Consider the following 12173-nt stretch of genomic DNA (forward strand, 5'->3'; position numbering starts at 1 on the left):
CCTGAGACGAGTGACCGATGACTTCCAGCTTGCAACAGACCCTGCCGCGCTCGATCCCGCAACTGCTGTTCAGCGCTTCGGTGCAACATGCCGGGCGCACGGCGATAGAGGCGCATGGTGAATGCACCGACTACAGCGAATTGCCGCGCCTAGCCCTGGCTGTGACGCGCAGCCTGATGGCCCAGGGCATCGGCAAGGGGGACCGGGTGGCAATCTGGGCTCCCAACGGGCGCGACTGGATCATTGCGGCCTTGGGTATTCATTGCGCGGGTGCGGTCATGGTGCCGATCAACACCCGGATGAAAGGTCCTGAAGCGGCCGATATCCTGCAGCGCAGCGGCAGTCGCCTGCTGTTTATGCAGCCGGCCTTCCTGGGTACGGATTATCTGGCCTTGCTGGCGTCTTATCGACCGGCCAGCCTCAAGTGCCTGGTGTTGTTGGGAGAGGCCACGCCAGCCAGTTCCAGCGGTCTGGCCTGGGATGGATTTCTGGCCCTGGGGGCGGCCACCAGCGAATCTGCCGCGCTGTTGCGTGCAGCCAGTGTGGGGCCCGATGACCTTAGCGATTTACTTTTTACCTCAGGCACCACGGGCAAGCCAAAAGGCGTGATGAGCGCCCACGGTCAAACCCTGCGTGCCTTTAGCGAGTACGTGAAGGTGATTGGTCTGCAGGCCGAAGATCGCTACCTGGTGATCAACCCGTTTTTTCATACCTTTGGCTACAAGGCGGGCTGGCTGACGTGCCTGCTGGCGGGCGCAACGATCCTGCCCCATCCGGTGTTCGATGCCGAAGCGGTGTTCCAGCGCATTGCTGCTGAGCGCATCAGCGTGCTGCCGGGGCCGCCGACCTTGTATCTGACGATGCTGGCCCATCCCAAACTGGCTGAAACCGATCTGTCGAGCCTGCGCATTGCCGTTACGGGCGCGGCAACCATTCCACCGATCCTGATCGAGCGCATGCGTCTCGAACTGGGCTTCTCGGTCATTACCACTGCTTATGGTCTGACTGAGTGCGGCGGCCTGGCGACCATCTGCGACCCGGGCGACGCTGCGACGGTTATTGCAGGCACCAGTGGCCGGGCGATTCCAGGCACCGAAGTGAGCATCCGCGACCCGCAAAACCGGGCATTGCCCGCGGGCAGTACGGGGGAAATCTGCCTGCGTGGTTTTCACGTGATGAAGGGGTATTTCGAAGACCCGCACGCCACGGCTGAAACCATCGACAGTGAAGGCTGGTTGCACACCGGCGACATTGGCGAGCAGGACGCGTCGGGCAACTTGCGCATCACCGACCGGCTTAAAGACATGTTTATCGTGGGCGGATTCAATTGCTACCCGGCGGAAATTGAAGCCGGGTTGATAGAACATTCGGCGATTGCCCAGGTGGCGGTGATCGGAGTACCTGACGAGCGCATGGGGGAGGTGGGGTGTGCCTGCGTAATGTTGCGTCATGGTCAGGCGCTGGATGAAGCCGGGCTGATCCTGTGGGCCCGTGAGCACATGGCCAACTACAAGGTTCCCAGGATGGTGCGGTTTTATGAGGCGCTGCCGGTGAATGCGTCGAACAAAGTGGCGAAGAATGAGTTGCGGGCGGGGTTGCTGTAGGCGTCCTGCGCAGCCTCGTTTCACTCGTCAGCTGACATATCGAATGGATATGTACTCGGCATAGGTGCGGGCGCTTCGCAAAACAACTGGCACACGGGGTACATATCCGGCATCCGCAGTTAACTGAAATGATGGTTTCGCTCTTACAGCGAGTCACTTTGCAAAAGCGGCAAAGTAACCAAAGCGCTTTCGCCCCTGCGTACGGCCCTCGCGCAGGGGCCGGCAGATCAAAAGCACTGCCCGCCGAGGCGGCCGGCCTGGTTGGTGGGTTGCATTCACGATCTGTAGTCGCTGACGAGTAGTGCGAGGCTGCGTTCGGTTTGGTGCGCCACTGCGACGTAGCAGTCGTGAAATCGGCTTGCACGGTTAATCAGGCACTGCGCGTGTACCGGTTTTGCGACCGCTGCGCGCTCGAACGCAGCCTCGCACTACTCGTCAGCGACTACAGGGGGCGCGCCGCTCAATGCCCTTCAAACCGCGCTGCACGTTTCTCGATAAATGCCTGCATCCCTTCTTTTTGATCCCTGGATGCAAACAGCAGCGCATTGGCCTTGCGCTCAAGGGCCAGCCCGGTCTCCAGCGGTGCGTCCACGCCCGCCAGTATCACTTCCTTGATTTGCTCGGCAGCCAGCGGGGGCATGGTGGCGATCAACTGCGCCATCTCCAGGGCATAAGCCTGTACCTGGTCATCATCGACCACGTTACTCACCAACCCCGAAACCAAGGCCTCTTCAGCCGTAATCGGCTGCCCGGTCAGGGCCATGCGCATCGCCTTGGCCTTGCCCACGGCCCGTACCAGCCGCTGGGTGCCGCCGATGCCCGGCATGATGCCGATGCGTATCTCGGGCTGGCTAAATTTGGCACTGCGCCCGGCCACGATAATGTCGGCCAGCATCGCCAGCTCACAACCACCGCCATAGGCATAGCCGCACACCGCAGCAATGACCGGTTTGGGGCAATGCTGGATCGGTGCCCAGACCCGCTCGGTATGGCGCTGGTAAATATCAATCGGGCCGACCCCGGCCATGCTGTTGATGTCGCCGCCAGCGGCAAACACTGTGTCACCGCCAGTCAGCAGGATGCAGCGCACGTCAGGGTTGTACGCCAGTTCCGTGAAATAGCGTGACAACAACCCTTGCAACTCAAGGCTCAGGGCGTTGGTGGCCTGGGGGCGATTAAGGCGCAGCAAGGCCACGCCCGGGGTCGGGAATTCAAGCAATACCGGCGCGGCAGATGGGTCTGACATGGGGTTCCTCGTTAACAGGGGCTGTCACCACAGCGTGCGCTGGATTGTTGCGTTCACCCGGTTGAGCTTCATCGTCCGTTCAGACGACGTGCAGCCCCCGGATTGCCCCTTGAATGTTGGGCAACAGGCCAAGGCCTGGTGCTGCGGCTTATGGCGCGGTCAGTCCGGGGCTGGTGCGCACCGAGCAGGCGCATCTGCACCCCCGGCTGGATTCGGTAGGCGACGAGAAAACCACCGCCCTGCACACCGCCGGCGGGGCTTTTTTCGGGGTTATTTGTCTGCCGACCAGACCGCCAGTTCGTAGCCGTCCAGGTCGGTGAAGTGAAAACGGCTGCCCCCCGGGAACTTGAATTCGGGCCGGGTGATTTTGCCTCCGGCGTCAACGATTGCCTGCTGTGCACGGGGCAGGTCGTCGGCATACACAATGATCAGCGGGCCACCCGGGCGCACGGCCTCGCCAGTGGTGAAACCGCCGCTCAGGCGGCCATCGCTGAACTCGGTGTAGGTGGGGCCATAGTCAGTGAAAGTCCAGCCAAATACGGCGCCATAAAACCCTTTGCTGCGCGCGATGTCGTGGACGTTGAATTCGATGTTGTTGATGGTGTAGTGGTGGTTTTGTGTGGTCACGGGCATCTCCTTATGTGCGTGAAATATAGATAGCAGCAGGGATAAGCGCCACCTGGCCGCCGGTTGCGATCCCTGGGACTGAGGCGCGTTCGGGCAAGATCGCGCATTGGCCAAAGCAGTCATTCAGCTTGAGCGGTTTGACCATTGTTGCAGAGCCTTCCCAGGGCGATTATCAACAGGATTGTTCACGGTTCCCATCCTAAAAATAAAGACCGAGGGATTCTGCTGATGCGCGACTATCTGACCGCGATGACTGATTTCGACTACCAACGCACGGTAACGGGCGCCCTGGACGGCCACCTGGAGGCAGTCAATGCCTGTGTCGAGTGCTGTGACCGGCATGCCTTGCCGGGCCGCATTGCGTTGTTCTGGGAAGGGCGCGATGCCAGCAGCGCAACGTATACCTTCACCCAGTTACAGGATCAGGCTGCACGCTTTGCCAATTTTCTGTTGGCCCAGGGCGTAAAACGCGGCGACAAGGTGGCCGGTTTGCTGCCGCGCAATGTCGAATTGTTGATTGTGGCGTTTGCCACCTGGCGCATTGGTGCCATCTACCAGCCACTGTTTACCGCATTCGGCCCCAAGGCCATCGAACACCGGCTCAACAGTTCCGGCGCCGCGCTGGTGGTCACCGATGGGGTGAACCGGGTCAAACTCAACGAAGTCAACGAGTGCCCGGCGATTGTCACCGTGGCCGGCCCCAAAGGGCAGGGCCTGGTACGCGGCGACTTCAGCTTCTGGGCCGAACTGGACAACTACACGGCGGACTGTGAGCCGGTCATGCTCACCGGCGAAGACCCGTTTTTGCTGATGTTTACTTCGGGTACCACAGGCCCGGCCAAACCGCTGCTGGTGCCGCTCAAGGCAATTGTCGCGTTCCAGAGCTATACCCGTGATGCGGTTGGGCTGCGTCCTGAAGATTCGTTCTGGAACCTGGCTGATCCGGGCTGGGCTTACGGGATCTATTTCGGGATCACCGGGCCTTTGTCCATGGGGCACCCGATCACGTTGTACGATGGCCCGTTTACCGTTGAAAGCACCTGTCGGGTGATCAAGAAATACGGCATCACCAACCTCACCGGTTCACCTACCGCGTATCGCATGCTGATTGCTGCCGGGGCTGCCTTCTCCAGCAAGATCAAGGGCCAGCTGCGAGTCGTCAGCAGCGCCGGTGAACCCCTCAATCCCGAGGTGATTCGCTGGTTTGCCGATGAGCTGAACGTCACCATCCATGACCACTACGGCCAGACCGAAGTCGGCATGGTGCTGTGCAACCATCACGGTCTCGACCATCCGGTGCATATGGGCGCTGCCGGTTTCGCCTCCCCGGGTCACCGGATCGTGGTGCTTGATGACAACCATCAGGAATTGCCGGTGGGCCAGCCGGGGATTCTGGCCGTTGACCGCAGCCAGTCGCCCATGTGCTGGTTTGGCGGCTATCAAGGTTTCAACACCAAGGCTTTCGTTGGCAACTACTACCTCAGCGGCGACACCGTGGAGCTGAACCCCGATGGCAGCATCAGCTTCGTCGGGCGCAGCGATGACGTGATCACGACCTCCGGTTATCGCGTGGGGCCATTTGATGTGGAAAGCGCCCTGATCGAGCACCCGGCAGTCGTCGAAGCCGCCGTGGTGGGCAAGCCCGACCCCGAGCGCACCGAGCTGGTCAAAGCATTCGTGGTGTTGAACCCCCAGTATCTGGGTGATGCGCAACTGGCCGAAACCCTGCGCTTGCACGTCCGCCAGCGTCTGGCCGCTCACGCTTACCCCCGTGAAATCGAATTTGTCAGCGAGCTGCCGAAAACCCCGAGCGGCAAGCTGCAGCGCTTCATTTTGCGCAACCAGGAAATTGCCAAGGCCGAGCTGGCGTCAAGCGCCAAAGCCACGGCCTGATTTTTCACCCCCATTTTTGGTCAGGAACAACCATGCAAATCGAAAACAAGGTTTTTATCGTCACCGGTGGTGCATCGGGACTGGGTGCCGCCACAGCCGACATGTTGGTCAAGGCAGGTGCCCGGGTGATGCTGGTGGACATGAACGCCGATGCCGTGGCCGCCCAAGCGAACAAACTGGGCAGTTCGGCCCGCAGCGCCGTGGCTGACATCAGTCAGGCAGACGCCGCACAGGCAGCTGTTGCGGCCACGGTGGCAGCCTTTGGCGGGGTCAACGGGCTGGTCAACTGCGCGGGCATTGTGCGCGGCGAAAAGATCCTCGGCAAAAATGGCCCCCATGGGCTGGAGAATTTCAGCCAGGTCATCAACGTCAACCTGATTGGCAGTTTCAACATGCTGCGCCTGGCCGCAGCGGCCATTGCCGAGACCACCGCCGATGCCGATGGCGAGCGCGGGGTCATCATCAATACCGCTTCGGTGGCGGCGTTCGACGGCCAGATCGGCCAGGCGGCCTATGCGGCTTCCAAGGGCGCCATCGCCAGCCTGACCTTGCCTGCGGCCCGTGAACTGGCCCGCTTCGGGATTCGCGTCATGACCATCGCACCGGGCATTTTTGAAACCCCGATGATGGCCGGCATGACCCCTGAAGTGCGTGAATCTCTGGCCGCCGGTGTGCCGTTTCCACCGCGTCTGGGCAAGCCTGACGAGTACGCGTCGCTGGTGCGCCATATCATTGAAAACAGCATGCTCAACGGCGAGGTGATCCGTCTCGACGGTGCCTTGCGCATGGCCGCCAAATAAGAGGTGTGAAATGACAATTGCCAATGATCCGGTCGTGATTGTGAGTGTTGCACGCACGCCCATGGGTGGCTTTCAAGGTGACTTCAAGGGCCTGACCGCGCCGCAACTGGGTGCTGCGGCGATCCGCGCAGCGGTAGAGCGGGCCGGTGTGGCGCCCGATGGCGTAGAAGAGGTGCTGTTCGGATGCGTGCTGTCGGCAGGCCTGGGCCAGGCACCTGCCCGCCAGGCCGCCCTGGGTGCCGGGCTGGACAAGGGCACACGCTGCACCACCCTTAACAAGATGTGCGGCTCGGGCATGGAAGCCACCATCCTGGCCCATGACCGCCTGCTGGCCGGGAGCGTCGATGTGGTGGTGGCAGGGGGCATGGAAAGCATGTCCAACGCGCCGTATTTGCTGGATCGCGCACGCAGTGGCTACCGCATGGGTCATGGCCGGGTGCTGGATCACATGTTCCTCGACGGCCTGGAAGACGCCTATGACCGTGGCCGCCTGATGGGTACTTTCGCGGAAGACTGCGCCCAGCTCCACGGCTTCAGTCGTGAGGCCCAGGATGCATTTGCCGTGGCGTCACTGACCCGTGCGCAGCAGGCGATCAAGGACGGCAGCTTCAGCGCCGAGATCGTTCCGGTGCAGGTCACCGTGGGCAAGGAGCAGCGCCTGATCAGTGATGATGAGCAGCCGCCCAAGGCCAATCTGGCAAAGATCCCCACGCTGAAACCGGCGTTCCGGGAGGGTGGGACGGTCACTGCGGCCAACTCCAGTTCGATTTCCGATGGTGCGGCGGCGCTGGTGTTGATGCGCCGTAGCGAGGCGCACAAACGCGGTCTGGAACCCCTGGCGGTGATCCACGGGCATGCGGCGTTTGCCGATGAGCCCGGTCTGTTCCCGACCGCCCCGGTGGGGGCGATCAAGCGGCTGATGAGCAAGACCGGCTGGGATCTGAACGAGGTTGATCTGTTCGAGATCAACGAAGCGTTTGCAGTGGTCAGCCTGGTCACGATGGCCGAACTGGATATCCCCCACGCCAAGGTCAATATCTACGGCGGCGCCTGTGCGCTAGGCCATCCGATCGGTGCTTCGGGAGCGCGCATTCTGGTGACCCTGCTTTCGGCACTGCGTCAGCAAAAGGCCAAACTCGGCGTTGCAGCGATCTGCATCGGCGGCGGTGAAGCCACGGCGATTGCCGTGGAATGTCTTTGAGGACTTTTTATGCTGCCTACATCCGAACAATTACAAATTCGCGAAGCAGCCCAACAGTTTGCCCAGGAGCGTTTGAAGCCCTTTGCCGCTGAATGGGACAAGCAGCACCGCTTCCCCCGGGAGGCCATTGACGAGATGGCGCAGCTGGGTTTTTTCGGCATGCTGGTGCCTGAAGAGTGGGGCGGTTGCGATACCGGTTATCAGGCCTACGCGATGGCCCTCGAAGAAATCGCCGCGGGCGACGGGTCGTGTTCCACGATCATGAGCGTGCACAACTCAGTGGGTTGCGTGCCCATCCTCAAGTACGGCACCGAGTATCAAAAACAAACGTTTCTGGTCCCGTTGGCCAGTGGTGCGATGCTTGGGGCGTTTGCCCTGACCGAACCCCAGGCGGGCTCCGACGCCAGTGACCTGAAAACCCGTGCCCGCCGGGAAGGCGATTTCTATGTGCTCAATGGCTGCAAGCAGTTCATCACGTCGGGGCAAAACGCCGGGGTAGTGATTGTGTTTGCGGTGACGGATCCGGCGGCGGGCAAGCGCGGTATTACCGCCTTTATCGTGCCCACGGACTCACCGGGTTACAGCGTGGCCCGAGTCGAAGACAAGCTGGGGCAGCACGCGTCAGACACCTGCCAGATCCTCTTCAACGACCTCAAGGTGCCGGTGGCCAATCGTCTGGGTGAACAAGGGCAGGGCTACAAAATTGCCCTCAGCAACCTGGAAGGCGGGCGCATCGGCATCGCTTCGCAAGCAGTGGGCATGGCCCGCGCGGCCTTCGAAGCTGCACGGGACTATGCCCGTGAGCGCGTGACCTTTGGCCAGCCTTTGGTTGAGCATCAGGCCGTGGCATTCCGCCTGGCCGACATGTCGACTGAAATCGCGGTTGCCCGGCAGATGGTTCGTTATGCCGCGGCCTTGCGTGACAGCGGTCAATCGGCGTTGGTCGAGGCCTCGCAAGCCAAGCTGTTTGCTTCGGAAATGGCCGAGCGAGTGTGCTCCAAGGCGTTGCAAACCCTGGGCGGTTATGGCTACTTGAGCGACTTTCCACTGGAACGCATCTACCGCGATGTGCGGGTGTGCCAGATCTATGAAGGCACCAGTGATATTCAGCGCATGGTCATTTCGCGCAATCTTTGAATCGAGGACATTAGTGATGAGCTACGAAACCATTCTGCTGGACATTCATGGGCATGTAGGCCTGATTACACTGAACCGGCCCCAGGCGCTCAATGCCCTGAATGCGCAGTTGGTCAGCGAAGTGAACCAGGCGCTGGACACGCTGGAAGCCGATAACGGGATTGGCTGCATCGTCATTACCGGTTCGAAAAAAGCCTTTGCCGCCGGTGCGGACATCAAGGAAATGGCGGACCTGAACTACCCGAAAATCTACCTCGATGACCTGTTTTCTGACAGTGATCGCGTGGCGACTCGACGCAAGCCGATCATTGCGGCGGTAGCGGGTTTTGCGTTGGGGGGCGGCTGTGAACTGGCGATGATGTGCGATTTCATTCTGGCCGGTGACAACGCCAAATTCGGCCAGCCGGAAATCAACCTGGGTGTGTTGCCGGGCATGGGTGGAACGCAGCGTCTGACCCGCGCAGTGGGCAAGGCCAAGGCGATGGAAATGTGCCTGAGCGGGCGCTTGATCGGGGCCGAGGAGGCTGAGCGTTCGGGGCTGGTTGCACGCGTGGTGCCGGTCGATGAGTTGCTGGATGAAGCGTTGAAAGTCGCAGCGCTGATCGCCAGTAAATCCTTGCCGGTGCTGATGCTGACCAAGGAGTGCGTGAATCGGGCATTCGAGATCAGCTTGTCTGAAGGTGTGCGTTTCGAGCGTCGGGTGTTCCACGCCATGTTCGCGACACATGACCAGAAAGAAGGGATGGCGGCGTTTGTCGAAAAGCGTGCTGCCGAGTTTGAAAACCGCTAGCTGGAAAGATTAAACACCCGTCTGGTCATGCCTCTGCGCAGAGTGAGGCGACTAGAGGGTGTTTATTTGGCGTTGGTGTTTACCGATTTTTGTAGCCGCTGACGAACTCTGCGAGGCTGCGTTAGGGTGTGTGCGCCACTGCGATTCTGCCGCCGACAACCTATGGCACGTTGAGTTGGGCTTTGCTGGTTCATGCTGTTTCTTGCACCGCCAGCGCGGCGAGTTCGGCTTCGCGCTTGGCGATGGCGTGTTCAAGCTCGGGGGAGCGTTTGGCCCATTGTTCTGGTGAGAGGGGTTTTGACCATTCGATGATGTCGGGGTGGGTCAACTGCGGTGGTGGATACAGTTTCTTTCTTTGGAGATAGGTAGCCAAAGGGGCATTGAAAATCAATATTCCGACCAGACCATCCCATAAAAACGTTATAAGCCAGCCATATTTATCGGCTCTGCCGTTAAGGTAGTCGATGTAATAGCGCCAACTCCCCCCTGAGTTAAGTGCGACTGCTTCTGGTGCCGCATCAGGCCCGACCTCCATGTAACTGCGCATGCATTCCCACAGCGCCATCGCCGTGGTACCGCCGCCGCAATTGAAGGCCAAATAAAAGTGTTTATTACCTTCCTTGGCCAAGGGGTCCGGGTTTTCGAAACCCACGATCAATAAACCCATCGTGTTTTTACCCGCCTGGCTTGTCGATGAGTGTTGATTGGCTGCGGCGGTGACACTTTCCCAGGGCACAATCCAATAGTCGCCGTCTTCCATCGGTACGCAGACTTCTCGGCGTTGACGATTGAAACGTACTGGAAGAGGGACTTCGCGGAAGAGGCCTTGGATAAGGAAAAGTATTGGCAGGGCCATAATAACTGCCCCTACTACTAGAATGTCTCGGCTGAAATCAGGTGCGATACTTCTAGTAAAAAACGCCATGGATAAGAACACCATGATTCCTACCCACAGGACCATCACAGCAGACCCGATGCTGTAGTTCCCTATATCAATAAATACATCGTTCTTGCGCCAAATAGTGTTGAGCACATCTGAAGGTTTTCTGCCTGTTGGAATGGGTAACGGCGCCAAGTAGTCATTGCGCGAAAAAATCCGTTTTTGGGAGGTTCCAGCCGGTGGCGTACTCATGGCTTGTCCTTGGGTTGCAGGTAAATGGCGCCGGGATGGCCCTTGCCGAGGGCGTAGGTTGGCACTCGATCCAGTTCGGGAGTCGGGTCGTTACGCAGAGCTATCACCCCGTCGTTGCTGGTGAGGGTAAAAGCAACGCCCCGTTCGCCACCGACAAAGTGGTGAGCGCCCAGCATGGCAATCAAGGGTGTGCGATAGCGCAAACGAAGCGAAACAGTGGCCAGGAACGTGCTGGTTTGCTGGTTTGCTGGTTCATGCTGTTTCTTGCACCGTCAGCGCGGCGAGTTCGGCTTCGCGTTTGGCAATGGCGTGTTCAAGCTCGGGGGAGCGTTTGGCCCATTGTTCTGGTGGGAGGGGTTTTGACCATTCGATGATGTCGGGGTAAGGGAGGTCGGGTGGCGGGTTCAGTTTCCAGCGTTCAAGCACGTCAATCAGTAGTGTGTTGAAGATGAAAATCCCGCAAAAGCCTTCCCACAAGATTGTGACTGGCCAGCCTCTCAACTTCGCACCTTTTATGAGATCGTCCAAATAGGTCGCCCATATACCTTTGGATCTATCGAAGCGTGCTGTTTGATCTTCAACAGCATCAGGCCCAATTTCCATATAACTGCGCATGCACTCCCACAGCGCCATCGCCGTGGTGCCGCCACCGCAATTGAAGGCGAAGTAAAAGTGTTTATTGCCTTCCTTGGCCAAGGGGTCCGGGTTTTCGAAACCAACGATCAATAAACCCATCGTGTTTTTACCCGCCTGGCTTGTCGATGAGTGTTGAGTGGCGGCGGCGGTGACACTTTCCCAGGGCACAATCCAATAGTCGCCGTGTTCCATCGGTACGCAGACTTCTCGGCGTTGACGATTGAAACGTACGGGAAGGGGGACTTCGCGGAAGAGGCCTCGGATAAAGAAAAATATGGGGATGAACATAATCAATACACCTAAAATCAGGATGTCGAGATCATTCAAAGCATACGAGAGTCCAAGAAATAATATGACCATCGGCCACATAGTCATTACAGCAGACCCGATGCTGTAATTCCCGATATCAATAAACACATCGTTCTTGCGCCAAATGGTGTTGAGCACATCTGAAGGTTTTCTGCCTGTCGGAATAGGCAATGGTGCCAAGTAGTCATCGCGTGAAAAAATCCGTTTTTTAGTGGTTCCAGCCGGTGGGGGGCTCATGGCTTGTCCTTGGGTTGCAGGTAAATGGAGCCGGGATGGCCCTTGCCGAGGGCGTAGGTTGGCACTCGATCCAACTCGGGTGTCGGGTCGTTACGCAGGATGATCACGCCGTCGTTGTTGGTGAGGGTAAAAGCAATACCCCGTTCGCCACCGACAAAACTGTGAGCGCCCAGCATGGCAATCAAGGGTGTGCGATAGCGCAAACGAAGCGAAACCGTGGCTGGCGACGTGCTTAATACGTTCGACAGAGTTTTAAACGGGCCACTCAGGCGCAAGCCTTGGCCTTCCTGGAACGGTATCCACTGGCACACGCTGCTGGACAGCCAATGAGGTGCCATGTCACGCCAGGGACGAGGGGGTTTGTAGTTATTGTGAGGGCTGTTTTTGATCAGGTACCGGTAGGCTTGGGAGTCCACGGGGTCGCCCATCATGTTCAGTTCAAGGTAGGCGGTACCCGGTTCTGCTCCCGGCAAGTCGATGGTCAGGGCATTGATGGAGCTGACGAAGGACAGCCCAGATGGTCCATTGGAACCGCCTGTCTCTGAGCTGCTTTGCATGCTG

General features: G+C 59.2%; 11 protein-coding genes and 1 pseudogene. 6 read left to right on the forward strand and 6 right to left on the reverse strand.

All coding sequences use genetic code 11. From position 1 onward, the window contains the following. The first annotated feature begins 17 nt into the window (after positions 1-17). Positions 18-1604 carry a FadD3 family acyl-CoA ligase gene (locus tag KO536_RS06205; protein ID WP_219261449.1) on the forward strand — a complete coding sequence of 529 codons (1587 nt, stop codon included), beginning with the start codon at positions 18-20 and terminating at the stop codon, positions 1602-1604. Between the two features lie 460 nt (positions 1605-2064). Here the strand turns inward: KO536_RS06205 and KO536_RS06210 are convergent, their stop codons facing one another. Both KO536_RS06210 and KO536_RS06215 read right to left on the reverse strand, forming a co-directional pair. After that, complete coding sequence (locus tag KO536_RS06210) at positions 2065-2850, reverse strand: enoyl-CoA hydratase (protein WP_219261450.1); 786 nt, start codon at positions 2848-2850, stop codon at positions 2065-2067. A gap of 270 nt (positions 2851-3120) precedes the next feature. Continuing rightward, a complete protein-coding gene (locus KO536_RS06215; protein WP_326426534.1) occupies positions 3121-3477 on the reverse strand; it encodes a VOC family protein in 357 nt (118 codons plus the stop codon). A 228-nt stretch (positions 3478-3705) separates the two neighbouring features. On the opposite strand from KO536_RS06215, the gene KO536_RS06220 reads away from it, so the two are divergent. Genes KO536_RS06220 through KO536_RS06240 form a run of 5 tightly spaced genes read left to right on the forward strand, consistent with a single transcriptional unit; the run spans position 3706 to position 9298 of the window. Further along, positions 3706-5370 carry an AMP-binding protein gene (locus tag KO536_RS06220; protein WP_219261452.1) on the forward strand — a complete coding sequence of 555 codons (1665 nt, stop codon included), beginning with the start codon at positions 3706-3708 and terminating at the stop codon, positions 5368-5370. A gap of 32 nt (positions 5371-5402) precedes the next feature. Beyond that, entirely contained in the window at positions 5403-6170 is a 768-nt protein-coding gene (locus KO536_RS06225) for an SDR family NAD(P)-dependent oxidoreductase (RefSeq protein ID WP_219261453.1), read from the forward strand. Between the two features lie 10 nt (positions 6171-6180). Continuing rightward, complete coding sequence (locus KO536_RS06230; RefSeq protein ID WP_219261454.1) at positions 6181-7371, forward strand: acetyl-CoA C-acyltransferase; 1191 nt, start codon at positions 6181-6183, stop codon at positions 7369-7371. Positions 7372-7380: 9 nt separating this feature from the next. Then, entirely contained in the window at positions 7381-8508 is a 1128-nt protein-coding gene (locus KO536_RS06235) for an acyl-CoA dehydrogenase (protein WP_219261455.1), read from the forward strand. 16 nt (positions 8509-8524) lie between these two features. After that, positions 8525-9298: an enoyl-CoA hydratase gene (locus tag KO536_RS06240; protein WP_219261456.1), complete on the forward strand. Its 774-nt coding sequence runs from the start codon at positions 8525-8527 to the stop codon at positions 9296-9298. A gap of 190 nt (positions 9299-9488) precedes the next feature. Here the strand turns inward: KO536_RS06240 and KO536_RS06245 are convergent, their stop codons facing one another. The 4 genes and pseudogenes from KO536_RS06245 to KO536_RS06260 all read right to left on the reverse strand — a co-directional run. Next, positions 9489-10430 carry a hypothetical protein gene (locus KO536_RS06245; RefSeq protein ID WP_219261457.1) on the reverse strand — a complete coding sequence of 314 codons (942 nt, stop codon included), beginning with the start codon at positions 10428-10430 and terminating at the stop codon, positions 9489-9491. Beyond that, a complete protein-coding gene (locus KO536_RS06250) occupies positions 10427-10606 on the reverse strand; it encodes a hypothetical protein (RefSeq protein ID WP_219261458.1) in 180 nt (59 codons plus the stop codon). Before KO536_RS06250 ends, KO536_RS06245 begins: the two co-directional genes overlap by 4 nt. Positions 10607-10682: 76 nt before the next feature. Beyond that, positions 10683-11612 (reverse strand): hypothetical protein, encoded by a 930-nt coding sequence (locus KO536_RS06255; protein ID WP_219261459.1) that lies wholly within the window; start codon positions 11610-11612, stop codon positions 10683-10685. Continuing rightward, positions 11609-12173, reverse strand: a pseudogene (locus KO536_RS06260) (hypothetical protein); the annotation flags it as partial. The gene KO536_RS06255 and the pseudogene KO536_RS06260, both read right to left, overlap by 4 nt.

Origin of the sequence: Pseudomonas sp. NKUCC02_KPG (assembly GCF_019345465.1) — a bacterium.
GTDB lineage: Bacteria > Pseudomonadota > Gammaproteobacteria > Pseudomonadales > Pseudomonadaceae > Aquipseudomonas.